The following is a 23,802-nucleotide window of genomic DNA, read 5'->3' as shown; positions in this document are numbered from 1 at the left end:
TCAGCGCGGCAGCCCGGCCCGTTCGGCTTGCAGCGCGCGCGAGACTTGCGTCGCGAGCACGTGCGCCACGGCGCCGATGGCGACATACAGCGCCGTGGTCTGCAGGAACGGCAGATACCAGTCGCCCAGATTGGCGAACCATGCGGCGGAACTGCGCGGCAGCGGCACGCTGGCGCTGAGCCAGTAGAAGCTGCCATTGGACAGGAGATAGCACGCGGTCCAGCTGACCACGAACGCCACGATCGCCATACCCAGCGTCTGCAGTTGCAGGCCGGCCTGGTGTTTTGCCAGCCAGCTGCCGCCCAGCCACAGGCTGAGGTAGGACGGAACCAGGAACCAGTACGCCACCGACACGCAGTAATGGCTCCAGAAGTCGATGCCCTGGCCGTTGATCACCAGATAGTCGATCACGACCGCTTCGATCATCAGCAGCGGGAACGCCCAATTGAGGCCGGCCCGCCGGCCGGCGCCACGAAGCCAGAAGCCGGCGAGGAAGAAAATGGCCCAGGAGGCGTCCCACAAGGCGTGATGGAGCAGCGAAATGTGGATGCGGGTTGCCGCCATCACCACGGCGAGTGCCAGGAAGATGCCGAGGCGTTGGGTCGCGGTCTTGGCCATGAGAGGCTCCGTGTAGACGTCTGGATACAGACCATTAGTCTAGCCCAATGCACTGCAGCCCAGACAGTCTCAGCGCGTATCATCGGCGCATGAATACCTCCGGATCCCCTACCGTCAGCGAATCGGGCGTAATGATCGTCGGCGGCGGCCTGGTCGGCGCCAGCCTGGCGATCGCACTGGACGCCGCCGGCATCGCCGCCACCCTCGTCGAAAGCGCCGCGCCGCGTGCCGATGCCCAACCCAGCTACGACGAACGCAACCTGGCGCTGGCTCGTGCCACCGTCAACGGCCTCGAAGCCATCGGCGTATGGCGGCATGCCGCCGCGCGCGCGACACCGATCCGGCACATCCATGTCAGCCGCGCCGGTGAGTTCGGCAGCGCGCGCATCGATGCGGATCGGCAGGGCGTCGACGCGCTGGGCTGGACCTTGCCCGCGCGCGAACTCGGCGCGGCGCTGCTGCGCCGGCTCGACGAATGCACCCGGCTGACCCGATTCGCTCCCGCCACCCTGTCTGCGCTTGAGCCGCTGTGCGCCGGTTGGCGTGCGCAGATCGACACCACGGAGGGCATTCGCGCCGTCGACACGCCGCTGCTGGTCGGCGCCGACGGCACCGGCTCGTTCGTGCGCGCCCGACTCGGCATCGACGCCGAGCGACACGACTACCGACAGACCCTGATCGTCTGCACGATCACGCCGGAACGCGATCACGCCAACCGCGCCTACGAGCGTTTCGCCGATACCGGCCCGATCGCACTGTTGCCGCTGGCCGAACGCCGGTGCGGGCTGGTACTCACGGTGGCTACCGACGAGGCAGACGCGGTCGCCGCGCTGGACGATGCCGGCTTCATCGAGCTGGCCCAGCGCCGTTTCGGCTGGCGACTGGGTCGGCTCAGCCGCCCGGGCAAGCGGCATCCCCATCCCATTCACCGCGTGGCCGCCGCGCAGCTGACCGCGCCGCGCGCGGTGCTGGTCGGCAACGCCGCGCAGACCGTGCATCCGATCGGTGCCCAGGGTTTCAACCTGGGCCTGCGCGATGCGTTGACCCTGGCTGAACTGGTGACCGCCGCTGCCGATCCAGGCGATGCCGACCTGCTGGCGCGCTACGCCGCGCGCCGTGCGCCGGATCGCGAAGGCACCATGGCAATGAGCCATGGCCTGGTGCGGTTGGCCTGCCTGCCGCAACCGCTGTTGGCGCCGCTGCGCTCGCTGGCGTTGCTGGCCTGCGACCGGCTGCCGCCGCTGCAACGCGCGCTGGCACAGCGCGGCATGGGCTTCCGCGGAGAGCCGCCACTGGCGGTACTGGAGCGCCTGCCATGAACGCGCCTGCACAAGACGCTTCGATTCGCCGCCGCGGCCCGGCGCTGGACGTTGCCGTGGTCGGCGGCGGCATGGTCGGCGCGGCTGCCGCGCTCGCGCTGGCACGCGCCGGCTTCAGTACCGCGTTGCTGGAAGCGCGCGCGCCAGCGGCATGGAGCGCCGAGGCCGAAGTGGACCTGCGCGTGGTCGGGCTGGCACCGTCATCGCTGGCGCTGCTCGACGAACTGGGCGTCTGGACGTCCATTCGCGATGCCCGCTCCAGTCCGTACACGCACATGCACGTGTGGGATGCACAAAGCGGTGCGGCGATCGACTTCGATGCAGCCAGCGAAAGACACGACCGGCTCGGCTGCATCGTAGAAAACAACCTGGTGCAATGGACATTGTGGCGGGCGCTGGAAGCTGCCGGCGTACGCCGGTTGTGTCCGGCCGAAGTAAAGGGTTTCGAGGCTCGCGACGATCGCGTCCAACTGGAACTGGCCGATGGCGCGACGCTGGCCGCCAGCCTGCTGGTAGCTGCCGATGGCGCCGCCTCGCCGCTGCGCCAGCTGGCCGGCATCGGCACGCGTGGTCGCGATTACGCGCAGCGCGCCGTGGTGGCGCACGTCAGCACCGAACGGCCGCATGAAAGCACCGCCTGGCAGCGCTTCCTGCCCGGCGGGCCGTTGGCGTTGTTGCCGCTGGCCGACGGCCGCAGCTCGATCGTATGGTCCTTGTCCGAGGCGGATGCCAGGCGAGTGCTGGCGCTGGACGACCAGGCCTTCGGCGACGAACTCGGCGTGGCCAGCGATTTCCGGCTGGGCCGGATCACGGCCAGCACGCCGCGCGCTGCGTTTCCGCTGAAACTGCAGCTGGCCGAGCGCTATCAGGCCGATCGTCTCGTGCTGCTGGGCGATGCCGCCCACACGGTGCACCCGCTGGCCGGACAAGGCGTCAACCTGGGCCTGCGCGACGTGGCCGAACTGCGCGATACCTTGCTGGACGCTCGCCATGCCGGCCGCGACATCGGTGCCGCACACGTGTTGCGTCGCTACGCGCGCCGTCGCCGCAGCGCCGACACGCTCGATGCGCTGGGCTTCGACGCCCTGGCACGCATCTACGCCTGGCAGTCGCCGGCGCTGGTCGCCGCACGCGGCGTCGGCACGAGCCTGCTCGACCGCCTCGCACCGCTGAAGCGCCGTATCGGCGAACACGCCGCGGGGCTTTGAAGTCTTGCCCTTCTTCCTGTCCACGGGGAAGGGCATCGCCAACCCACTGGAGGATCGATCATGCGCATGACCCGACTTTGCTGCCTGCTCTTGCTGGCCGGTTCGAGTTTCGCCGTACAGGCGAAGATGGTCCACCGCCCGGTGGAGTGGAGCCAGGACGGCACGCATTTCCGCAGCGTCCTGGTGTACGACAATGCATCGAGCGCGAAACGTCCCGGCCTGGTGATGGTGCCGAACTGGTATGGCGTCAACGACGCGGCGGTAAAAAAAGCCGAAACGATTGCCGGGAAGGACTACGTGATCCTGCTCACCGACATGTACGGCGAGAAGGTGCGCCCGACCAGCAATGCGCAGGCGCAGGCGGCAGTGAAGCCGTTGTACGGCGATCGCGCATTGATGCGCAAGCGGATCAACCTGGCGCTGGATCAGCTGAAGGCGCAGGCCGCGAACGCTCCGCTGGATACCGCGAAACTGGCGGCGATCGGTTTCTGCTTCGGCGGCTCGGCCGTGCTTGACCTGGCCCGCAGCGGCGCCGATGTCGCTGCGGTGGTGTCGTTCCATGGCGGCCTGGATACCGACGACCCGGCGCTGGCGAAAGACATCAAGGCGCGCGTGCTGGCGATGAACGGCGCCGACGACAAGGGCACCATGCCCGACGCGGACAAGTTCATGGACGAGATGCGCGGCAGCCCGGCGGACTGGCAGTTCGTGGTGATCGGCCATGCCGTGCATTGCTTCACCGAGGTCGGCGAGAACTCGCCCGGCTGCCGCTACGACGAACGCGCCGCCACGCGCAGCTACCGGCTGATGCACGACTGGCTGCGCGCCGCGTTCGCCGGCACGCCGTAACCGTCAGGCAGCTGTGGCAGGAGTCCGCTCGCGGCGATGCTTTTCCGAATCCCGCGAGAAGAGCATCGCCCGTCGGCGGCTTCCGGCTAGAACGTGCGCTGCACCGAATAGTCGGCCAGCGTCGCCAGCGCATCGCGATAAGGCGAGGCGGGCAACGGCGCCAGCGCATCGCGCGCGGCTCGCGCGTGGCGCAACGCGCGTTCGCGGGTGCGCTCCAGCGCGCCGGAGTCGCGGATCGAGGCGATGATGCGGTCGAGCGAATCCAGCCCGCCATGCTCGATCGCATGGCGCAACGACTGTGCCTGCTCCGGGCTGGCCGGATCCGATTGGGCACGTTCCAGCGCATAGATCAGTGGCAGGGTGGGCTTGCCTTCGGCCAGATCGTCGCCGATGTTCTTGCCCAGGGTGCCGGCATCGCTGGTGTAGTCGAGCAGGTCGTCGGCGATCTGGAACGCGTAACCCAGCTCCATGCCATAGCGACGCAGCGTGGCGACCTGATGCTCCGGCAGGCCACCGAGGATGCCGCCCAATTCGGTGGCGGCGGCGAACAGCACCGCGGTCTTGCGTTCGATCACCGCGAGGTAGGCGGCCTCGCTGACATCCGCGTTGCCGATGTTGAGCAACTGCAGCACCTCGCCTTCGGCGATCGTGTTGGTGGTGTCGGCGAGGATGCGCATGATGCGCATGTCGTCCAGCTCCACCATCAGCTGGAAGGAGCGCGAATACAGAAAGTCGCCGACCAGCACGCTGGCGGCGTTGCCCCACAGGGCATTGGCGGTCTTGCGGCCGCGGCGCAGGTCGGATTCGTCGACCACGTCGTCATGCAGCAAGGTGGAGGTGTGGATGAACTCGATGATCGCCGCCAGCTTCACCTGCTGCTCGCCGCGATAGCCGGCCGCACCGGCGGCGAGCACGTGCAGCATCGGGCGCAGTCGCTTGCCGCCGCCTGCGATGATGTGGTCGGCGATCTGGTTGATCAGCACCACATCCGAAGACAGCCGCCGGCGGATCAGCGCATCGACACGCTGCATGTCGGCGGCGGCGAGGTCGCGCACGTGGGCAAAGTCGGCGGGTCGGGTGGCGTCGGCGGGCGTCAGGTTCATGGAGGTTTTTGGGGGCGGCGTGTGGGGCGATTATAGGGCGTGCAACAACCCCGGTGCCGCTGGCGGCAACATGCCGTCGCAAACGGTGGCGGCGCCGCGTTGCCGATGTCCGGCGCACGACGAACATCAGCCAATCGAAGGCTGCGAAGGTTCGACGGGTACCGCGCGCCCACGATTTGCAATAGCCGGGTGGCGGCCCAATCATGAGCGCCTGCGGCGTCGCCGCCTCGTGCATCGAGTACTGCCCCGATGGCCCATGAAATCATCGCGCTGATCGCCCAATACGGCCTGCTGGTGGTGTTCCTGAATGTGCTGGTGGAACAGGCCGGCGTGCCGGTGCCGGCGGTGCCGACGCTGGTGGTGGCAGGCGCACTGGCAGCTACCGATCGGTTGCCGGTGAGCGGCGTGGTGCTGGCGGCGGTGCTGGCATGCCTGGTCGGCGATCTGGCCTGGTATGCGGCCGGGCGGCGTTTCGGCTCGGGCGTGATGCGCACGATCTGCCGCATTTCGCTGTCGCCCGATTCCTGCGTGAAGCAGTCCGAGCTGCGCTTCCAGCGCTGGCGTGGACGGGTATTGCTGATCGCCAAGTTCGTACCGGGACTGTCGACCGTGGCGCCGCCGCTGGTCGGCGCGATGGGCCTGCGCCTGCCAACCTTCCTGTTGCTCGATGGGCTCGGCTCGCTGCTGTGGGCCGGCCTGGCGGTGGGGCTCGGCTATGCCTTTGCCGCGCAGATCGATGTGGTGCTGGCGACGCTGGCCAGCGCGGGCACGTTCGCGTTCGAGCTGCTGCTGGTGCTGCTCGCGCTCTACATCGCCGTCAAATGGTGGCAGCGCCGCCGCTTGCTGCTGGCCTTGCGCATGGCGCGCATCACGGTGGACGAGTTGAACCAGGCCATCGCCGGCGGGCGATCCCCGATCGTGGTGGACGTACGCTCGCAACCGGCGCGCCTGCTCGACTCCCGTGTGATCCCCGGCGCGCTGCTGGCCGACCTGGACAGCGTCGGCCGCACCTTGCAGGACATACCGCCGGATCGCGAACTGGTGATCTATTGCAGTTGCCCCAACGAGGTCTCCGCCGCCAAGGCGGCCAAGCTGCTGATGGCGCTCGGTTACCGCCGCGTACGGCCGCTGCTGGGCGGGCTCGACGCGTGGGACTCGGCCGGCTACGCGATCGAGCGGTTGCCGTCGGATCCGGCGGCCGACGGCGACGATTCGCTGCATTTGACGGCCTGAGCCGCGACCGGGGCGACCGCGCGGAAATCTTTACGCGTTCTATACGCGCAGCGGCCGGATCGCTATCCCGTTCTTATACGTGACTTCCTACAGTGCGCGTCGTCCTTTCCACGAGTCGACGCCGATGGATTTCGTCTACCTGTTGTTCCTGCTCGTGCTGTGTGCGGTCGTGCTGGGCTTTGCGCTGATCTGCGATCGGCTGGGTCCGCGCAAGTAGGCCCGGTTGGCCGGTTCGTCCTTCCCCACTGCATGAGTTCCCAATCATGAACGTCCTCTACGTCCTCGCTGCGCTCATCGCGGTGGCGCTGGCCGGCTACCTGTGCGTGGCCCTGCTCAAGCCGGAGTGGTTCGAATGACCACGAACGATTTTCTCCAGATCGGCCTGTTCCTGGCCGTGTTGCTGTTGCTGGTGAAGCCGGTCGGCAGCTACCTGGCGCTGGTCTTTGCCGATGCACCGAACCGCATTACCCGCTTCGGTGGCCGCGTGGAGCGCGGCATCTATCGCCTGTGCGGCATCGCCAGCACCGAGGAGATGGGCTGGAAGCGCTACGCGCTGGCGATGCTGCTGTTCAACGTGCTCGGCCTGCTGGTCGTGTATGTGTTGCAGCGGCTGCAGCCCTGGCTGCCACTGAATCCGCAACACTTCGCGTCAGTGTCGCCGGACTCGGCGATGAATACCGCGATCAGCTTCGCCAGCAACACCAACTGGCAGGGCTACGCCGGCGAGTCGACGATGAGCTACCTGACCCAGATGCTGGGGCTGACGGTGCAGAATTTCCTCTCCGCCGCGACCGGCATCGCGGTATTGGTGGCCGTGGTGCGTGGATTCGCCCGGCGCAGCGCGCTCGGTATCGGCAACTTCTGGGTCGACCTGACGCGCAGCACCCTATACGTGCTGGTGCCGCTGTCGTTGCTGATGAGCCTGCTGCTGGTCTCGCAGGGCGTGGTGCAGAACTTCAAGCCGTATGTCGACGTGCCGATAGTGCAGGCGGGCAGTTACTCGACGACCGCGAAGGACGCCGCTGGCCACGACGTGACCACGCAGACGGCAGTCACCACGCAGACCTTGCCGATGGGTCCGGCCGCCTCGCAGGTCGCGATCAAGATGCTCGGCACCAACGGTGGCGGCTTCTTCAATGCGAACTCGGCGCATCCGTACGAGAACCCTACGCCGTTCTCCAATTTCATCGAGATGCTGGCGATCTTCCTGATCCCGGGCGGCCTCTGCTACATGTTCGGCGAGCTGGTGGGCGACCGGCGGCAGGGCTGGGCGATCCTCGCCACCATGCTGTTGATCTTCATCCCGCTGACGATCGGCCTGGTCGCGGCGGACCAGGCCGGCAACCCGGCGCTGCACGGACTGGCGGTGGATGCGCATGCTTCGGCGCTGCAGTCCGGCGGCAACATGGAAGGCAAGGAGACCCGCTTCGGCATCGCCGCGTCCGGCCTGTTCGCGGCGATCACCACGGCCGCCTCGTGCGGCGCGGTGAACGCGATGCACGACTCGCTGACCCCGCTTGGCGGCCTGGTGCCGATGTGGCTGATGCAACTGGGCGAGGTGGTCTTCGGCGGCGTCGGCTCGGGTCTGTACGGCATGCTCGCCTTTGCCGTGGTGGCGGTGTTCATCGCCGGGCTGATGGTGGGGCGCACCCCGGAATACCTCGGCAAGAAGATCGAAGCCTACGAGATGAAGATGGCCAGCCTCGCGGTGCTGCTGCCGTGTGCGCTGGTGGTGATCGGCACGGCGATCGCGGTGATGACGCCGGCCGGTGTGGCGGGCATCGCCAACCCCGGGGCGCACGGCTTCAGCGAGATCCTCTACGCGGTCAGCTCGGCCTCCAACAACAACGGCAGCGCGTTCGGTGGTCTTTCCGCGAACACGCCGTTCTGGAACGCGCTGCTGGGCATCTGCATGTTCCTCGCGCGCTTCCCGCTCGCCATCGCGATGCTGGCGATGGCTGGCTCGCTCGCCGCCAAACGTCACGTGCCCGAATCCGCCGGCACGCTGCCGACGCACACGCCGCTGTTCGTCACGCTGCTGGCCTGCGTGGTGATCGTGGTCGGTGCACTCACCTTCCTGCCGGCACTGGCCCTGGGGCCGATCGCCGAGCAACTCATGTCTGCCATGGGACGTTGATCCAATGACTTCGCAAACCCAAGCGGCAAGCGGCTTCCATCGCGAGCTGGTTCTTGCGGCCATGGCCGATGCGTTCCGCAAGCTGTCGCCGCGGATGCAGTTCCGCAATCCGGTGATGTTCGTGGTGTTCGTCTGCAGCGTGCTGACCTCGCTCTTGTGGGCGCAGGCGCTCGCCGGCCACGGCGAGGCGCCGACCGGCTTCATCTTCTGGGTCAGCCTGTGGCTTTGGTTCACCTTGCTGTTCGCGAACTTCGCCGAGGCATTGGCGGAAGGCCGCGGCAAGGCGCAGGCCGATGCGCTGCGCAGCTCGCGCAAGGACGTGATCGCGAAGAAACTCGCCGCGGCCGACCGCCATGCGGCGATCACCTTCACGCCGTCCAGCGAATTGCGCAGCGGCCATCACGTGCTGGTCGAGGCGGGCGAGCAGCTGCCCGGCGACGGCGAGGTGGTGATGGGCGCGGCCAGCGTGGATGAGAGCGCGATCACCGGCGAATCCGCGCCGGTGATCCGCGAGTCCGGCGGCGACCGCAGCGCGGTGACCGGCGGCACCCGCGTGCTGTCGGACTGGCTGGTGGTGCGCATCACCAGCAATCCGGGCGAAAGCTTTCTCGATCGCATGATCGCGATGGTCGAAGGCTCCCGGCGGCGCAAGACGCCGAACGAGATCGCGCTGACCATCCTGCTGGCCAAGTTCACGCTGATCTTCCTGCTGGCGTGCGCCACCTTGCTGCCGTACTCGATCTACAGCGTGCAGGCGGCCGGCATCGGTCATCCGATCACGCTTACCGTGCTGATCGCGCTGCTGGTATGCCTGATTCCCACCACCATCGGCGCGCTGCTGTCGGCGATCGGCATCGCCGGCATGGACCGGATGATCCGCGCCAACGTGATCGCCACTTCGGGGCGCGCGGTCGAGGCGGCCGGCGACGTCGACGTGCTGCTGCTGGACAAGACCGGCACCATCACGCTGGGCAATCGCCAGGCGGTGGCGTTCCATCCGGCGCCGGGCATCGCCGAGAGCGTGCTGGCCGAGGCGGCGCAGCTGGCCTCGCTGGCCGACGAGACGCCCGAAGGCCGCAGCATCGTGGTGCTGGCCGGCGAGCGCTTCGGCCTGCGCGAGACGGCGCCCGCGGCCACGGCGCAGTTCGTGCCGTTCACCGCGCAGACCCGCATGAGCGGCGTCGACGTGGGTGAGCGGCACATCCGCAAGGGCGCACTCGACGCGGTGGAACGGTACCTGGAAGCGCAGGCCAGCCATCTGCCACCGCCGGTCAGGCGCATCGCCGAGGAGGTCGCGCGCCGCGGTGCCACCCCGCTGATCGTTACGGACGGCAATCACGCGCTGGGCGTGATCGAGCTGAAGGACATCGTCAAGGCGGGCATCAAGGAGCGCTTCGCCGAGATGCGCAGGATGGGCATCAAGACCATCATGATCACCGGCGACAACCCGCTCACCGCGGCGGCCATCGCGGCCGAGGCCGGCGTCGACGATTTCCTCGCCGAGGCCACGCCAGAAGCGAAGCTCAAGCTGATCCGCGACATCCAGTCGCAGAACCGGCTGGTGGCGATGTGCGGCGACGGCACCAACGACGCGCCCGCGCTGGCCCAGGCCGACGTCGCGGTGGCGATGAACACCGGCACGCAGGCGGCGAAAGAGGCTGGCAACATGGTCGACCTCGACTCCAACCCGACCAAGCTGATCGAGGTGGTGGAGATCGGCAAGCAGATGCTGATCACCCGCGGCTCGCTCACCACGTTCTCGATCGCCAACGACATCGCCAAGTATTTCGCGATCATCCCGGCCGCGTTCGCCACCACCTATCCGGCGCTCGACGCGCTCGACGTGATGCACCTGGCCACGCCGCGGAGCGCGATCCTGTCGGCGGTGATCTTCAACGCGCTGATCATCATCTGCCTGATTCCGCTGGCGCTGAAGGGCGTGAAGTACCGCGCGCTCGGCGCCGGCGCGCTGCTGCGCCGCAACCTGCTGGTCTACGGCCTGGGCGGCATCGCGGTGCCGTTCGTCGGCATCAAGTTGATCGACATGTTGCTGGTTCTGGCGGGGCTGTCCTGATGCGCGCGCTTCGATGGGCCGCGCTCGCCGCGATATGGATTCCCTGCCTCGCCGACGGCATGCCCGTCGCCGGCAATGTCGCGCTGACCTCCGACTACCTGTTCCGCGGCCTCACCCAGACCTGGGGCCGTCCGGCGATCCAGGGCGGCGCTGACTACACCAGTCCGGATGGCTTCGCGGCTGGCTTCTGGGGTTCGAGCATCAGCGAGCGCAGCTATCCCGGCGGCGCGATGGAGCTGGATCTGTATGCCAGCTACGGCCGGGCGATCGACAGCGACTGGTCGTGGCGCGCCGGCCTCTACGGCTATGTCTATCCCGGCGCCAACCTCGACCATGCCGGCCTTGCATCGCGCTCGTTCAACACGGTCGAGGCCAATGTCGCGTTGCGCTGGAAGCAGTTCACGCTGAAGTACAACCACTCGCTCACCGACTATTTCGGCGTGGATACGGGGCAGGGCTATCGCGGCGATTCGAAGGGCACCGGCTACCTGCAGCTGGACGCGGCATTCTCGTTGAGCGATGCATGGAGCCTGGCGCTGCACGCCGGCCACACCCGCTACACCACTACCCTGGCCGCGCCGCTGGCCAGCGGCGCGCGCGATCCCGGTTACAGCGACGTCGGCGCCACGCTGAAGTACCAGCTCGCCACGCACTGGTCGCTGAGTGCAGGCCTCACCCATGCCACCAATGCGGATTTCTACCGCCGCACTGCCAGCTTCCTCGATGCCGGCGATACGCGCAATGTGGGCGGTTCGCGCGGTTTCGTGATGCTGCAAGGAAATTTCTGAGGAGCAATCCCATGAGCAAACTATTGCGTCAATCCTTCATCCTGCTGGTGCTGATGACGGTGATCACCGGCGTGCTTTACCCGCTTGCCGCCACCGGGCTGGCCCAGCTGATCTTCCCGCGGCAGGCCAACGGCAGCCTGATCGTGAAGGACGGCAAGCCGGTCGGCTCGGTGCTGATCGGGCAGTCGTTCACCGACCCGAAGTACTTCTGGGGGCGGCCGTCGGCGACCTCGCCGAATGCATACAACGCCAGCGCTTCGTCCGGTTCCAACCTTGGCCCGACCAACCCGGCGCTGACCGGCGCAGTGAAGCAGCGCATCGCGGCGCTGCGCGCGGCCGATCCAGGCAACAATGCACCGGTGCCGGTGGATCTGGTCACCGCCTCGGGCAGTGGCCTCGATCCGCAGATCAGCCCGGCGGCGGCGCAGTACCAGCTGGCGCGGGTGGCCAAGGCGCGCGGGCTCAGTGCCACGCAAGTACAGGCGCTGGTGAATGAATACACCAGCGGCCGCCAGTTCGGTGTGCTCGGCGAGCCACGGGTGAATGTGCTGCAGCTCAACCTGGCGCTGGATGTTCGATGAGGCGCCATCGCTTTTTTGGGGGCGGCTCCAGCCGCGATGCTTCTGATCTATCAAGGCCAGCGGCATCGCGGCTGAAGCCGCTCCCACGGAAGGCATCGCCCAGACAAGGGCAACGCGCTAACGTGCACAACCATCTCTTGCTCGCAGCCAGCTTGCATGACTGAACCATCCCGCGAAGCCCGTGCCGATGCCCTGCTGAGCACCGGGCGCGACGAACGCAGCCATCGGCTGAAGATCTTCCTCGGCGCCGCGCCCGGCGTCGGCAAGACCTACGCGATGCTGTCGGCTGCGCGCGAGCTGAAGCGGCAAGGTGTCGACGTGGTGGTTGGTTTGGTCGAGACGCACGGCCGCGCCGAAACCGCAGCCTTGCTTGAAGGCATGGAGGTGCTGCCGCGCCGGCCGGTGCGCTATCACGATCGCGACGGCGGTACTCACGACCTCAGCGAATTCGATCTGGATGCCGCACTGGCTCGCAGGCCGGCGGTCTTGCTGGTCGATGAGCTGGCTCATCGCAACCTGCCGAACGGTCGCCACGAGCGGCGCTGGCAGGACGTCGCCGAGCTGCTCGACGCCGGCATCGAGGTATACAGCGCCCTCAACGTGCAGCATCTGGAAAGCCTCAATGACCAGGTGCGGCGCATCACCGGCGTGACCGTGCGCGAGACCGTGCCCGACGTCTTCCTCGATCGCGCGCGCGACATCGTGCTGGTCGACCTGCCGCCGCGCGAGCTGATCGGCCGCCTGAAGCAGGGCAAGGTGTATGTGCCGGAGACGGCTGCCGCCGCCCTCGATGCGTTCTTCTCGCCGACCAACCTCGCGGCCTTGCGCGAGCTGGCGCTGGACACCATCGCAGGCCATGTCGACAGCGACCTGCGCGAGCACATGCTGGCGCGCGGCAGCGCGATGCCGGTGCGCCGCCGCGTGCTGGCGGCGATCGACGGCCACGCGCAGAGCGAATACCTGGTGCGGGTGGCGCGGCGCATCGCCGAACGCCGCGGCGCACCGTGGAGCGTGGCCTACGTCGATACCGGCATCCGGCTGGACGCCGCGCGGCGCGAGCAACTGGATGCGGCGATGCGGCTGGCGCGCCGGCTCGGCGGCGAGGCCATCATCCTGCGTGGCCACGCCATCGCCGACGAACTGCTGGCGCACGCGGATCGCGAAGGCGTCGGCCAGATCATCCTCGGCCGCACCCGCGAGCGGCTGGTGGCGCGCATGCTGGGGCGTTCGCTGACCCAGCTGCTGCTGCGCCGCGGCGCCCACATGGAGCTGACCATCATCGCCACGCCGGGCGAGCGGGCAAAGGCACGTCGCCGCCGACGCCTGCCATCCACGCGTGGCGCGCGCAACGAATATATCTATGCCACGTTCGCCACGCTGGTCGCGTTCGGCCTGTCGTTCATCGCCGATCGCTACCTGTCGGTGGCCAACCTGTCGCTGATCTTCCTCACCACGGTGCTGGTGGTGGCGGTGCGCACGCGCATGTCGGTAGCCGTCTATACGGCTGTATTGTGTTTTCTCGGTTACAACTTCTTCTTTGCGCCGCCGCGCTACACGCTGGCCATCTCCAGCGCCGACGACCTGCTCGCGGTGACCTTGTTCCTGGTCGCGGCATTGATCTGCAGCCGCCTTGCCACGCGCCTGGCCAACCAGGTGGCCTCATTGCGCAGCGCACACGTGCAGGCGCGCGCACTGCTGGTACTGGGCCAGCAGCTGACTGCCAGCACCGACGCCGGCGGCATCCGCGATGCCGGCAGCAAGGCACTGGCCCACGCGCTGCGCTGCGAGGCGGCGATCCTCGCCCGCGATGCCGAGCGGGTGCTGCAGGTGGTGGCGAGCGTGCCGCCGCAGCATGCGCCATCCACGCAGGATCTGGCGGCGGCCGACTGGAGCGATCGGCATGGCGAGCAGGCCGGCCGCTATACGGACACGTTGAACGCCGCGCCATGCTGGATGCTGCCGTTGGGCAGCGAGACCCAACCGCTGGGTGTCGTGGCGCTGCGCTTCGATCCGGCCCTGGGCGAACCCGATCCCGACCAGCGCAGCCTGGCGCTGGCGATGACGCAGGACATCGGCCAGGCGCTGGAGCGCGCGCGCTTGTCCGACGAGCTGGAAGGTGCCCGCGTGCAGGGCGAGACCGAACGCCTGCGCAACGCGCTGCTGTCGTCCGTCTCGCACGACCTGCGTTCGCCGCTGGCCTCGATGATCGGCGCGGCCGGCACCCTGGTCAGCTACGAGGACAAGCTGCCGCCGGGTGAGCGGCGCGAACTGCTGGAGGCGATTCTCGGCGAGGGCCAGCGCCTCGATCGCTACATCCAGAATCTGCTCGACATGACCCGGCTTGGCCACGGCACGCTGAAGCTCAACCGCGACTGGACCGACAGCGCCGAGATCGTCGCCGCAGCCGTGACGCGATTGCACAAGCTGTTTCCCGACCTTCGCGTGGAAACGCCGATGCCGGGCGAGCCGGTGCTGCTCTACGTGCATCCGGCCTTGATCGAGCAGGCGCTGTTCAACATCCTGGAAAATGCCGCGCGCTTCTCGCCGCCGGGCGAGCCGGTGCGGATCAGTACGCGCAACGACGGCGAGTATCTGCTGATCGACGTCAGCGATCGCGGCCCGGGCATTGCGGAAGACCAGCGCGCGCGCATCTTCGACATGTTCTATTCGGTCTCGCGCGGCGACCGTGCACCGCAGGGTACCGGCCTGGGCCTGGCGATCTGCCGCGGCATGATCGGCGCGCACGGCGGCAGCGTGGAGGCCTTGCCCGGCGACGGCATCGGCACCACCATCCGCATCAGCCTGCCGCTGCCGCCACCGTCCGGCACCCACTCATGACCTCAGCCGCTCCACGCATCCTGGTGATCGACGACGAAGCGCAGATACGCCGTTTCCTCGATATCGGCCTGCGAGCCGAGGGCTACGAGGTGTTGCTGGCGGCCACCGCGGCCGAGGGGCTGGCGCTGGCGGTCACGCAGTCACCGGACCTGGTCATCCTCGATATCGGCCTGCCCGACATGGAAGGCCATGCCGTGCTGGCCGAGCTGCGCCAGTGGAGCCAGCTGCCGGTGCTGATGCTGTCCGTGCGCGACGCCGAGCGCGAGAAAGTGCGCGCGCTCGACCAGGGTGCCAACGACTACATGACCAAGCCATTCGGCATCCAGGAGCTGATGGCGCGCCTGCGCGCGCTGCTGCGCAACCGGCCGGGTGGGCCGGACGTGTCGCCACGTTATGACGACGGCCGCCTGGGCATCGACCTGGCCCGCCGTGAGGTGAGCCTGGACGGCGCGCTGCTGGCGTTGACCCGCAAGGAATACGCGGTGCTGGAGCTGCTCTTTCGCCATGCCGGCCGGGTGGTCACCCAGCAGCAGTTGCTGCGCGAGATATGGGGGCCGAGCCACACCGGCGACAGCCAATATCTGCGCATCGTGCTGGGCAAACTTCGGCAGAAGCTGGGCGACGACCCGGCCGACCCACGCTGGCTGAAGACCGAGCCCGGCGTGGGTTACCGCTTCCTGGCGGATTGAGTGGCGCGGCGGCCGGCGGCGCACAGCCCGGCGCGGCCGGAGCCGACGCCCGTTCAGGTTTCCGCCGTCTGGACGCCGCCACGCCCGCGGTTATGATAGCCAGCCAGTTTCATCACTCCGGCCGCAACCCATCGAAGAATTTGCGGCCGGCTCAACATGAGGACACTCCCATGGCACGTGGCATCAACAAAGTCATCCTGGTCGGCAACCTGGGCTCGGACCCGGAACTGCGCAGCACCGGCAGCGGCGTCAGCATCTGCAGCTTCAGCCTGGCCACCTCCGAATCCTGGACCGACAAGCAGTCCGGCGAGAAGCAGGAACGCACCGAGTGGCACCGGATCAAGATCTTCGGCCGCCTCGGCGAAATCGCCGCCGAATACCTGAAGAAAGGTCGTCAGGTCTACATCGAAGGCTCGATCCGCACCGACAAGTTCACCGGCAAGGACGGCGTGGAAAAGTACTTCACCGACATCATCGCCAGCGAAATGCAGATGCTGGGCAGCAACGAAGGCGGCGGTGGCGGCGGCCAGCGCGAGCGCCCGCAGAGCAGCGGCGGCCAGCGCCAGGGCGGCGGCAACTACGGCAACCAGTCGCGCGGCAACGACGATCACGGTGGTCAGTCGCGGCAATCGCCGGCACCGGCCGACAGCGGTTTCGCGGATGACGAGATTCCGTTCTGACGCCTACCGCGAGGTAGAACGTTGCAATGACACAGGGAGCCAGCTGTTCAGCTGGCTCCCTCCGTTTTGGACTCGTGGCATCTGGTCGACCGATCTTGCCTCGCCTGTCGACGTTGACGAAGTCGTCGCCGTGGGCATGCATCTTTGCAAAACGCAGAGTCACACTGTGTCCTGTCGTTGATGGATCAGTCTTTCGATCAGGCAGTCTTGGACAGATTCTTGAATGCCGTCGCCAGCGTATGCAGCGCATTGCGCGATCGACGGTCATGCAGCGCCGAATACAGCAATACCTCGTGCGTGGGTAGCGCAGGCAATGAAAGCGCGTGGCCAATATCGATGGTGCCGGACGGTGCAGCACGCTTCGGCAGCACGGCGACGGCCAAGCCAATCGTCGCTGCGGCCCCCACCACGGCAGCGCCCCTGCCGATGAACACCTCCGTCCAGGCGATGCCGGCGCGATCAAGCGCACGGACCGCTGCCGCACGGATGCTGCATGTTTCCCCCTGGGTCGACAGCGGCAACGGCTGACCTGCACGCGGCTGCCAGTGTGCGGCAGCGATCCAGGCGAACGATTCGGCGAACAGCACTTCACCGGTGCGGCGACGATCTTCCGGCTGCAATACCAGGGCAGCATCCAGCACGCCATCGTCGTAGGCCTTGAGCACTTCGTTCGAGCCGGCTACGCGCAGCTCGATCAGCAGATTCGGATCGTGCTCGTTCATCCGACGCAACAAGCCGGGCAACTCGCTGCCCACCAATTGGTGGCTGATGCCGATAACCAGTCGGCGCTGCTTCACCTCAAACGAGGCGATGGCGCGCTCATGCGCCCCGACCAGCTCGCGCGCCGCCTCCATGAAAGCGGCCCCCTCGGCGGACAGCCGCACCTGGCGCGGCGTCCGCTCCAGCAGCCGTCGGCCCAACTGGTCTTCCAGTCGGCGCAATTTCAGGCTGATCGCCGATTGCGTGCTGTCCAGCGCGTCTGCGGCGCGGGTGAAGCTCTGCAGCTCGGCGGTCAGGACAAAGGCTTTGACGGCATCCAGATCGAGCGATTTCATGGCTGATACATGTCATTTTCAAATGGCTGAAATACGTATTTATACGTTTTCTAAATGGATGATAGCGCACACACTGCGCCGCACATCGTCGATCGAAGCGGCAAATCTTTCGTGGTTCGTCTTCCAGCCATCATCTGAACAGGTACTTGCGCATGCGCTCGCTCTGGCGCGGTCTGCTGAGGCTGCACGGCCATCTCGTCGATTCGCGCCGCACGCTGCGTTGGGCCGATCCGTCCGCAGGGAAGGCACGGCAGAACATCGAAAGAACGAATGCATCAGTCAACGACACAGCCGATTCGGCACAACCTGCAGGTACCCAGTCATGAAATCAGCAAAGACGTTTCTATTCGCCCTCCTGACCCTTCTCCCGATCCACGCAGTCACCGCCTCGGAGCCGGATAACATGAAAACAGTAGCTGCCATCGAAGGCACCTGGACGCTTGCCTTTGCCGACGTCGAACATCCGGATGGGACGCGCACGCATGACTACGGCGATGCCCCCAAGGGCACGCTGCAAATTGATCATGCCGGGCACTATTCGCTGTTTGTCCTGGACAGCTCTCGTCCCAGGTTCGCCGCCAACGACAAGCACGCAGGGACGCCGAACGAATTCCGGGCTGCCGCACTGGGAGCCAGCGCTCATTTCGGCACCGTCGATATCGACCCCGCGAAGGGCACGCTCACCTTCCATATCGAGGGAGCGACGTATCCGAATTGGGAGGGAGCCACCCAGGTGCGCAGTTATGAACTGAGCGGTGACATGCTGAGCTACAAGGTGCCGCCGCGACCGAATGGCGATATCCCGTTGACGGGGTGGAAGAGGGTTTCGCATTGATTGAGGCGTGTAGACATCCGTCTTCGAGCTCCCCCGTGGACATCGCTGATACGGATATCCGCGTTTCAGAATCGTTCGATGTACGGTGATGGCACATGCTCCAGCCAAGAGCCGTTCCAAATTCCGCCGCTCGCATAAACGCTGCGATTACAAGGGGAGCCAGCTACTTGGCTGGCTTCTTTTCTTTTTTGGATCTGTTGCAAGATTGCGTCATGCCACGCCGGATTTGAGTTGTTTCACCAATTCGGTCTTGCGTGCCGCCATCCTGGTGCCCAGGGCTGCCAGTTCGTCCTTGCTCAGCAGCTTCTTCGAACGCGGGAACATCTCCTTTTCTTCCTCATCGGCGTGATGTTTGACCAGTTCCTTGAGTACCTTGGCACGCCCAGAGAATTTTTCACTATCCACCGGCGTGTTCAGCAGATCAGGGAGTACCAGATCGCCGGCAGCGCGATGTTCTTCCAGAGCCTCGAAGTACATCTTGTCGTCATCTGCCCTGTCACCCTTTGCCTTGAACGCAGGGTAGAAAATCTCCTCTTCGATCATGGCATGGGCCTTCAGCTCCACGCGAATCTTTTCCAGGAGTTCGGCGCGTTTTTTGACCGCGCGCGAGGTGCTCTCCGCCAGTTCGGTAAGCAAGGCTTCCACGGCGTCGTGGTCATCTTTGAGAAGGGATATCGCATCCATCATGGAAACTCCGAATCGAGGGCCCTCAACTATGTGGGTCATCCGATGAAGATCCTGTACATGAGTGTTTCGGGGGTTATCGACTCGTGCCTTCGGCACGAAAGCGCACATCGGCGTCGACCAGGCCACCGGCCTGGTGCACGGCATGGTGACGACTGCGGCCAACGTGGCCGATGTGACCCGGGCGCTCGCCGACCCGACAACGAAGGCCCGCACCGCGGGGCCTTCTTCGGCTTATTGCCGTTCAGCGGGAAGGTGCGATGAACCTTTTTGCTTCGCCGGAATGACGAGCTTGTCACGGTCATTCACAGCGACTTACTTCACCCGCACCGAGTTGTTGCTGCGATCGATGTCCGGCAATGCATGCGCCGGATCGATGCTGACGGACTTCACCTCGCGCGCGCCGTCCACGTGCACGACGTAGCTGCGGTGCTGCTGCCAGGTTTCCCAAGGTAGGCGCACGTCCTGCTTGCCGCCGTCGTCGTAGGTCACTTCGAGGGTGGCGGGCAGGACCAACTGGTCGAGGTTGGCGACGGTGACGTCGAGGCCTTTGCGGTAGTCGCCGTGGGGGTAGACGGCTTGCTGCACGGCCAGGTCGAGGGTCCAGTCGTGCTGGTACCAGCCGCGCCAGAACCAGCCAAGATCCTCGCCGGTTTCGCTTTCCATGAAGCGGAAGAAGTCGGACGGGCTGGGATGCTTGTAGGCCCAGGTGGCGATGTATTTGCGGAACGCGGGGTCGAAGCGCTCGGGGCCGATGATCTGCTCGCGCAGCAGCACCAGCCCGAACGCGCCCTTGAAGTAGCTGATCGGGTGGCGGTACTTCTCCGGCACCATGTCGGCGCCGATCAGCAGCGGCGGGGCGTCCTTGTCCTGCATCACCTTGGCCATTTCGTCGGCGGGGTTGCCGTGGCCGGGTGCGTATTCGCTGTCGCGCTTGGGTGCGTATTCGCCGTGGTTGAAGGCGTCGGATTCGTAGACGTCGATGAAGGTGTTGAAGCCCTCGTCCATCCAGGCGTCGCGGCGTTCGTTGCTGCCCACGATCATCGGGAACCAGCTGTGGCCGATCTCGTGCGCGATCAATCCCTGCAGGTCGCCGCCCTTGGCGTGTTTTGAGTCGAAAGTGATACCGGGGTATTCCATGCCGCCGGCGGTGCCGGCCTCGTTGATCGCCACCGGCCAGGGATAGGCGAACCACTGCTTCGAGAAGTATTCGGTGGAAGCCTTCAGGTATTCGGTGGCGCGGCCCCAGGCGGCATCACCGGCGCTCTCGACCGGATACAGCGACATCGCCAGCGCGGTCTTGCCGTCGGGCAGGTTCATGCGCGCGGCGTCCCACACGTAGGCCTTCGACGCGCCGAAAGCGACGTCGCGGGTGTTGTGCATGCGGAAGTGCCAGGTCAGCGTGCCGCTGTGTTTTGGACGGCTGGATGGCTGGGTGACCTCCGCTGCGGTGCGGATCATCACGGTCTTGTCGCTGTGCCGTGCCTGTTCCAGTCGCTGCTGCTCGGTCTTGGTCAGCACGTCCTGCGGGTTCAGCAGCTCGCCGGAACCGGTGACGATCATGTCCCACGGCACGGTGACCGCGTAATCGAAATCGCCGTATTCGAGATAGAACTCGCTGTTGAGATACGGTGCGGTGTCCCAGCCGCGCAGGTCGTCATAGACGGCCATGCGCGGGTACCACTGCGCCATCTCGAAGATCTCGCCGTTCTTGCTGGCGTTCACGTCGGTGCGGCCGCCGAACTCGCCGGGCACGGTGTAGTGCCAGCGGATATGCAGGCGCAGTTGGCCGCCGTTGGCCTTCAGCGAGGTGGGCAGAATGACCTGCATGCGCGTGTCGGAGATCACCCAGCGCGCATCCTGCAGTTCGCCGGCGGCGTCCTCGACCTGGATCGCGTCGATGCTTTCGCCGCTGGTGAATTCCGTGGGGAACTTGCTGGTGAATGCGCCGCGCGCGTCTTTCAGGTAACGGTTTTGCTCCACCTGCAGCCACAACACGTCGAGTACGTCGGGGCTGTGGTTGGTGTAGGTGATCACTTCGCTGCCGCTGAGCTTGCGGCTGGCCGGGTCGAGCGTGGCGGTGATCCTGTAGTCCGCACGGTTCTGCCAGAACAGCGGGCCGGGTTTGCCGCTGGCCGAGCGGTAGGCGTTCGCCGGCTGCGGGTAGACGAACGGCGCAAAGGTCTGTTGCGGGTCGAAACGCGAGGCCGGCTCGCTGGCGGCGAACACACTGGCCGTGGCCAGCAACGACAGGCAGGCCAGGCCGGACAGGGCGAGGTTTCTCATGTGTGGGTTCCGGGGATGGGATCAGGCGTGCGGTGGCGGGAACGAGGGCGGTGCGTTGTCGACGGCGCTGCCCCACTGCGTATTCGGTGCGTTGCCCAACTCGAACTGCAGGCGACCGCCATGTTCGACCAGCGACGGCGACAGCCACGGGCGATCGTATGGCTTGCCGTCGACTCGCAGCGCAGTGACATAAGGCATCGCGGCGGATGCGCCGGGGGCGTCGATCACCACGTCGCCGCCGCTGCCGTGCACCACGGCATGCGGGAACAGCGGGCTGCCCAGCAGCAGCTCGGCGCGGCCGGGGATTTCCGGGTACATGCCGAGCGCGGCCCACACGTACCAGGACGACATCTCGCCGAGGTCGTCGTTGCCGGGGATGCCGTCCGGCGCGTTCTTCCAGATCGTATCGACCACGATGCGCACCGCCTTCTGGGTCTTCCACGGCTGGCCGGCGTAGTCGTACAGCCACGGCGTGGCCACCGACGGTTCGTTGTCCAGTTCGGCGTGCAGCGGGCCGGCCTTGGTCAGCGCCCAGTGGCCGTCCTTGTCGTGGAAGAACGCGTCCAGCCGCGCGGTGGCCTTGGCGCGCCCGCCCAGCGTGTCGAACAGGCCGTGCACGTCGAACGGCACCATCCACAGGTAGACGGCCGCGCTGGCCTCGACGAAACCGTCGTCGGTATCCGGCGTGAACGCCGGCCAGCTGCCGTCGGCGTTGCGGTTCTGGATGTAGCCGCCGTGCGGCGTGGCGTTCGGATTGAACAGGTTGCGCCAGTAGCCGGCGCGGGCGAGGAAGCGCTGCTGGCCGGCATGGTCGCCGACGCGGCGCGCGAGTTCGGACAGCGCGAAGTCGGCGCTGGCATCCTCCAGCGTCTCGCCGGCACCGCCCCAGGCGTGCGACTTGCTGGCGATGTAGTGCAGCTTCAGCCACTGGTCGAGCGAAGGCCGCTGGCCCACGCATTCGACGTTGCAGCCGTCGTCGCTGAGGTCGTTGGCGGTGACCGCGGTGGCCGCCGTGCGCAGCGAATCGTAGGCGCCGCGCAGGTCGAAGCCGTGGCCGCCGAACGCGACGATGTCGGCCAGCGCCGGCGCCGCCGGGTCGCCGCTCATCACGTGGGTGCCGCCGGAGTTGTGCGTCCAGCGATCCCACTCGCCGCGGTTCTGCTGCGCCTGGTGGTACAGCGATTGCGCGATGTCGCTGCCGGTCTGCGGCTGCAGCCAGGTGACCAGTTGCAGGTGCGAACGGTAGATGTCCCAGCCGGAGAAGTTCGCGTATTGCGCGTGCTGGCCGGGCGCGAGGCGATGGGTTTGCTGATCGAAGCCGCGGTACTCGCCATCGACGTCGCTGTACACGTTCGGATGCATCAGCACGTGATACAGCGCGGTGTAGAACGTGCTGCGCTGGTCGGCGCTGCCGCCGTCGATGGCGATGCCGCCTAGCGCCTTGTCCCAGCGGTCGTGCGCGCGCTGGCGGACTTGCGCCAGCGTGGTGCCGGCGGGGATCTCGGCCTTGAGGTTCGCCCGCGCGTTGGCGAGGCTGACGTAGGAGATGCCCACGCGCACGTGCACGGTCTTGCCATCGGCAAAACCGACCCAGGCGCCGGAACCCTTGCCCAGCGGCGGGAAACCCTTGTCGGCATAACTGGTGCCGCCGTCGGCCGTGCTGCCGCCCGGCTGCACGTCGGCATCGTGCCAACTGCCGCTGCGGGTGAATGGCTGATCGAACCGGGCGACGAAATACAGCGTGTAGTAGCTGCGCTGGTCGGCCTTGGCCAGGTAGCCGCAGAAGTTTCCGCTGGTGACCGAGCCGGTGACGGTGTGATGGACGCGATCGACATGCACGTCGGCGGCGCTGCTGCCCACTTCGGAATCGGAGGTTCGGATCAGCAGGTTGGCCGGCTTGCCGGCGGGGAAGGCGAAGCCGGCCATGCCGCTGTGCATCGCTGCGCTCAATTGCACGTCGGTGCCGTTGGCCAGCTTCACCTGGTAGTAGCCCGCTTCGGCGTGCTCGTCGGCGTGGCTGAAGTCGCTGGCGTAGCGGCTGTCGTCGTCATCGGCGGAGGGCGAAGTAGTGACCGCGGCGGTGACCGGCATGAACGGCACGTCGCCGCTGGCCCCGGCGCAACCGGTGCCGGACAGGTGGGTCAGGCTGAAACCGCGGATACGCGTGGCGCTGTGCAGATAGCCGCCCGGCGCGGCGGTGCGGTTGTGTTTGCCGCGGGTGGTTTCCGGGCTCCACGCCAGCATGCCGAACGGCAGCATCGCGCCGGGAAAGGTGTTGCCGCCGTTGCTGCTGCCGATCAGCGGGTTGACCGATGAAGCAGGCGATTGCGCGATCGCTGCAACGCTGAAAAACATGCCGGCGATCAGCGTGGCGAGGCGAATAGGTTGGCGCATGTGATTCTCCGGTAGGAGCCCGCTTGCGGGCGATGCTTTTCGTGATGCCAACCCAAAAGCATCGCCCGCCAGCGGGCTCCTACAACGTGGTGGCTTTTTGCAGGCGCAGCAGCTCGTGGCAGGCACCCATGGTGTGGTAGTCGCACTTGCCGGCCGGGCTTTTCTCGTCGCTGTACTTGCGGTTGTCGCGGGTGAGGATGCGGTACCAGGCGCCGTGGCGGTGATCGACGAAATGTTCCCACGCATACGCCCACAGCTTCCCGTACCAATCGTCATACACGGCCAGCCCGGTGCGCGCGTGCAACAGCGCGGCGGCGGCCAGCGATTCGGCCTGCACCCAGAAGTATTTGTCGTCGTCGCAGATGCTGCCGTCTGGCGCGAAGCCGTAGCCGATGCCGCCGTATTCGTTGTCCCACGCGCGTGCCAGCGCG

At 66.7% G+C, this 23,802-nt stretch carries 21 protein-coding genes and 1 pseudogene; 15 read left to right on the top strand and 7 right to left on the bottom strand.

Annotated elements, in window-relative coordinates:
- A complete protein-coding gene (locus tag CIW53_RS14855) occupies positions 1 to 618 on the bottom strand; it encodes a hypothetical protein (RefSeq protein WP_149365503.1) in 618 nt (205 codons plus the stop codon).
- A gap of 89 nt (positions 619 to 707) precedes the next feature.
- Here CIW53_RS14855 and ubiH point away from each other — a divergent pair, with 89 nt between their 5' ends.
- Genes ubiH through CIW53_RS14840 form a run of 3 tightly spaced genes read left to right on the top strand, consistent with a single transcriptional unit; the run spans position 708 to position 3,994 of the window.
- Complete coding sequence (gene ubiH, locus CIW53_RS14850) at positions 708 to 1,937, top strand: 2-octaprenyl-6-methoxyphenyl hydroxylase (RefSeq protein ID WP_149365502.1); 1,230 nt, start codon at positions 708 to 710, stop codon at positions 1,935 to 1,937.
- On the top strand, positions 1,934 to 3,145 hold the full coding sequence (locus CIW53_RS14845; protein WP_149365501.1) for a UbiH/UbiF/VisC/COQ6 family ubiquinone biosynthesis hydroxylase: 1,212 nt from the start codon (positions 1,934 to 1,936) through the stop codon (positions 3,143 to 3,145). The genes ubiH and CIW53_RS14845 overlap by 4 nt, the downstream gene beginning before the upstream one ends.
- 60 nt (positions 3,146 to 3,205) lie before the next feature.
- Positions 3,206 to 3,994, top strand: a complete 789-nt coding sequence (locus CIW53_RS14840; RefSeq protein WP_149365500.1) for a dienelactone hydrolase family protein — start codon at positions 3,206 to 3,208, stop codon at positions 3,992 to 3,994.
- A gap of 86 nt (positions 3,995 to 4,080) precedes the next feature.
- Here CIW53_RS14840 and CIW53_RS14835 read toward each other — a convergent pair whose 3' ends face one another.
- Positions 4,081 to 5,097, bottom strand: a complete 1,017-nt coding sequence (locus tag CIW53_RS14835) for a polyprenyl synthetase family protein (protein WP_149365499.1) — start codon at positions 5,095 to 5,097, stop codon at positions 4,081 to 4,083.
- A 249-nt stretch (positions 5,098 to 5,346) separates the two neighbouring features.
- Here CIW53_RS14835 and CIW53_RS14830 point away from each other — a divergent pair, with 249 nt between their 5' ends.
- From CIW53_RS14830 to ssb, 10 genes are all read left to right on the top strand, one after another.
- Positions 5,347 to 6,330 (top strand): VTT domain-containing protein, encoded by a 984-nt coding sequence (locus tag CIW53_RS14830; RefSeq protein WP_149365498.1) that lies wholly within the window; start codon positions 5,347 to 5,349, stop codon positions 6,328 to 6,330.
- Between the two features lie 79 nt (positions 6,331 to 6,409).
- On the top strand, positions 6,410 to 6,547 hold the full coding sequence (locus CIW53_RS17700; protein WP_172969689.1) for a hypothetical protein: 138 nt from the start codon (positions 6,410 to 6,412) through the stop codon (positions 6,545 to 6,547).
- Between the two features lie 46 nt (positions 6,548 to 6,593).
- The gene (kdpF, locus tag CIW53_RS14825; RefSeq protein WP_140648480.1) at positions 6,594 to 6,686 is read left to right on the top strand and encodes a K(+)-transporting ATPase subunit F; all 93 of its coding nucleotides are present in this window, start codon (positions 6,594 to 6,596) and stop codon (positions 6,684 to 6,686) included.
- Complete coding sequence (kdpA, locus tag CIW53_RS14820) at positions 6,683 to 8,467, top strand: potassium-transporting ATPase subunit KdpA (RefSeq protein WP_149365497.1); 1,785 nt, start codon at positions 6,683 to 6,685, stop codon at positions 8,465 to 8,467. Before kdpF ends, kdpA begins: the two co-directional genes overlap by 4 nt.
- Positions 8,468 to 8,471: 4 nt before the next feature.
- The gene (kdpB, locus tag CIW53_RS14815) at positions 8,472 to 10,541 is read left to right on the top strand and encodes a potassium-transporting ATPase subunit KdpB (RefSeq protein ID WP_149365496.1); all 2,070 of its coding nucleotides are present in this window, start codon (positions 8,472 to 8,474) and stop codon (positions 10,539 to 10,541) included.
- Positions 10,541 to 11,329, top strand: a complete 789-nt coding sequence (locus CIW53_RS14810) for a TorF family putative porin (RefSeq protein ID WP_149365495.1) — start codon at positions 10,541 to 10,543, stop codon at positions 11,327 to 11,329. Before kdpB ends, CIW53_RS14810 begins: the two co-directional genes overlap by 1 nt.
- 11 nt (positions 11,330 to 11,340) lie before the next feature.
- Positions 11,341 to 11,910, top strand: coding sequence for a potassium-transporting ATPase subunit KdpC (gene kdpC, locus CIW53_RS14805; RefSeq protein WP_149365494.1), 570 nt, complete (start codon positions 11,341 to 11,343; stop codon positions 11,908 to 11,910).
- Positions 11,911 to 12,066: 156 nt separating this feature from the next.
- Positions 12,067 to 14,748 carry a sensor histidine kinase KdpD gene (locus tag CIW53_RS14800; protein ID WP_149365493.1) on the top strand — a complete coding sequence of 894 codons (2,682 nt, stop codon included), beginning with the start codon at positions 12,067 to 12,069 and terminating at the stop codon, positions 14,746 to 14,748.
- On the top strand, positions 14,745 to 15,437 hold the full coding sequence (locus CIW53_RS14795) for a response regulator transcription factor (RefSeq protein ID WP_149365492.1): 693 nt from the start codon (positions 14,745 to 14,747) through the stop codon (positions 15,435 to 15,437). Before CIW53_RS14800 ends, CIW53_RS14795 begins: the two co-directional genes overlap by 4 nt.
- 170 nt (positions 15,438 to 15,607) lie before the next feature.
- Positions 15,608 to 16,117 (top strand): single-stranded DNA-binding protein, encoded by a 510-nt coding sequence (ssb, locus tag CIW53_RS14790; RefSeq protein WP_149365491.1) that lies wholly within the window; start codon positions 15,608 to 15,610, stop codon positions 16,115 to 16,117.
- Between the two features lie 197 nt (positions 16,118 to 16,314).
- Here the strand turns inward: ssb and CIW53_RS14785 are convergent, their stop codons facing one another.
- Entirely contained in the window at positions 16,315 to 17,172 is an 858-nt protein-coding gene (locus tag CIW53_RS14785; protein ID WP_149365490.1) for a LysR family transcriptional regulator, read from the bottom strand.
- 322 nt (positions 17,173 to 17,494) lie between these two features.
- Here CIW53_RS14785 and CIW53_RS14780 point away from each other — a divergent pair, with 322 nt between their 5' ends.
- A complete protein-coding gene (locus CIW53_RS14780; RefSeq protein WP_149365489.1) occupies positions 17,495 to 18,007 on the top strand; it encodes a lipocalin-like domain-containing protein in 513 nt (170 codons plus the stop codon).
- 210 nt (positions 18,008 to 18,217) lie between these two features.
- Here the strand turns inward: CIW53_RS14780 and CIW53_RS14775 are convergent, their stop codons facing one another.
- Entirely contained in the window at positions 18,218 to 18,694 is a 477-nt protein-coding gene (locus CIW53_RS14775; protein WP_242451927.1) for a hemerythrin domain-containing protein, read from the bottom strand.
- Positions 18,695 to 18,782: 88 nt separating this feature from the next.
- On the opposite strand from CIW53_RS14775, the pseudogene CIW53_RS14770 reads away from it, so the two are divergent.
- Positions 18,783 to 18,875: pseudogene (locus CIW53_RS14770) on the top strand (transposase); the annotation flags it as partial.
- A 131-nt stretch (positions 18,876 to 19,006) separates the two neighbouring features.
- Here CIW53_RS14770 and CIW53_RS14765 read toward each other — a convergent pair.
- From CIW53_RS14765 to CIW53_RS14755, 3 genes are all read right to left on the bottom strand, one after another.
- The gene (locus CIW53_RS14765; RefSeq protein WP_149365488.1) at positions 19,007 to 20,977 is read right to left on the bottom strand and encodes a M1 family metallopeptidase; all 1,971 of its coding nucleotides are present in this window, start codon (positions 20,975 to 20,977) and stop codon (positions 19,007 to 19,009) included.
- A gap of 21 nt (positions 20,978 to 20,998) precedes the next feature.
- Complete coding sequence (locus CIW53_RS14760; protein ID WP_149365487.1) at positions 20,999 to 23,371, bottom strand: GH92 family glycosyl hydrolase; 2,373 nt, start codon at positions 23,369 to 23,371, stop codon at positions 20,999 to 21,001.
- 79 nt (positions 23,372 to 23,450) lie between these two features.
- A partial coding sequence (locus tag CIW53_RS14755) for an AGE family epimerase/isomerase (protein ID WP_172969688.1) occupies positions 23,451 to 23,802 on the bottom strand: 352 nt, incomplete at its 5' end.

This window comes from Rhodanobacter sp. T12-5 (assembly GCF_008329435.1).
GTDB lineage: Bacteria > Pseudomonadota > Gammaproteobacteria > Xanthomonadales > Rhodanobacteraceae > Rhodanobacter.
Note: the sequence above shows the minus strand (reverse complement) of the source record. Positions and strands in the feature narration are given on the sequence as shown.

Excerpts from the sequence above, each read along its gene's own strand:
- CIW53_RS14855 (WP_149365503.1), bottom strand. The coding sequence starts at position 618 with ATGGCCAAGACCGCGACCCAACGCCTCGGCATCTTCCTGGCACTCGCC.
- ubiH (WP_149365502.1), top strand. The coding sequence starts at position 708 with ATGAATACCTCCGGATCCCCTACCGTCAGCGAATCGGGCGTAATGATC.
- CIW53_RS14845 (WP_149365501.1), top strand. The coding sequence starts at position 1,934 with ATGAACGCGCCTGCACAAGACGCTTCGATTCGCCGCCGCGGCCCGGCG.
- CIW53_RS14840 (WP_149365500.1), top strand. The coding sequence starts at position 3,206 with ATGCGCATGACCCGACTTTGCTGCCTGCTCTTGCTGGCCGGTTCGAGT.
- CIW53_RS14835 (WP_149365499.1), bottom strand. The coding sequence starts at position 5,097 with ATGAACCTGACGCCCGCCGACGCCACCCGACCCGCCGACTTTGCCCAC.
- CIW53_RS14830 (WP_149365498.1), top strand. The coding sequence starts at position 5,347 with ATGGCCCATGAAATCATCGCGCTGATCGCCCAATACGGCCTGCTGGTG.
- kdpF (WP_140648480.1), top strand. The coding sequence starts at position 6,594 with ATGAACGTCCTCTACGTCCTCGCTGCGCTCATCGCGGTGGCGCTGGCC.
- kdpA (WP_149365497.1), top strand. The coding sequence starts at position 6,683 with ATGACCACGAACGATTTTCTCCAGATCGGCCTGTTCCTGGCCGTGTTG.
- kdpB (WP_149365496.1), top strand. The coding sequence starts at position 8,472 with ATGACTTCGCAAACCCAAGCGGCAAGCGGCTTCCATCGCGAGCTGGTT.
- CIW53_RS14810 (WP_149365495.1), top strand. The coding sequence starts at position 10,541 with ATGCGCGCGCTTCGATGGGCCGCGCTCGCCGCGATATGGATTCCCTGC.
- kdpC (WP_149365494.1), top strand. The coding sequence starts at position 11,341 with ATGAGCAAACTATTGCGTCAATCCTTCATCCTGCTGGTGCTGATGACG.
- CIW53_RS14800 (WP_149365493.1), top strand. The coding sequence starts at position 12,067 with ATGACTGAACCATCCCGCGAAGCCCGTGCCGATGCCCTGCTGAGCACC.
- CIW53_RS14795 (WP_149365492.1), top strand. The coding sequence starts at position 14,745 with ATGACCTCAGCCGCTCCACGCATCCTGGTGATCGACGACGAAGCGCAG.
- ssb (WP_149365491.1), top strand. The coding sequence starts at position 15,608 with ATGGCACGTGGCATCAACAAAGTCATCCTGGTCGGCAACCTGGGCTCG.
- CIW53_RS14785 (WP_149365490.1), bottom strand. The coding sequence starts at position 17,172 with ATGAAATCGCTCGATCTGGATGCCGTCAAAGCCTTTGTCCTGACCGCC.
- CIW53_RS14780 (WP_149365489.1), top strand. The coding sequence starts at position 17,495 with ATGAAATCAGCAAAGACGTTTCTATTCGCCCTCCTGACCCTTCTCCCG.
- CIW53_RS14775 (WP_242451927.1), bottom strand. The coding sequence starts at position 18,694 with ATGATGGATGCGATATCCCTTCTCAAAGATGACCACGACGCCGTGGAA.
- CIW53_RS14765 (WP_149365488.1), bottom strand. The coding sequence starts at position 20,977 with ATGAGAAACCTCGCCCTGTCCGGCCTGGCCTGCCTGTCGTTGCTGGCC.
- CIW53_RS14760 (WP_149365487.1), bottom strand. The coding sequence starts at position 23,371 with ATGCGCCAACCTATTCGCCTCGCCACGCTGATCGCCGGCATGTTTTTC.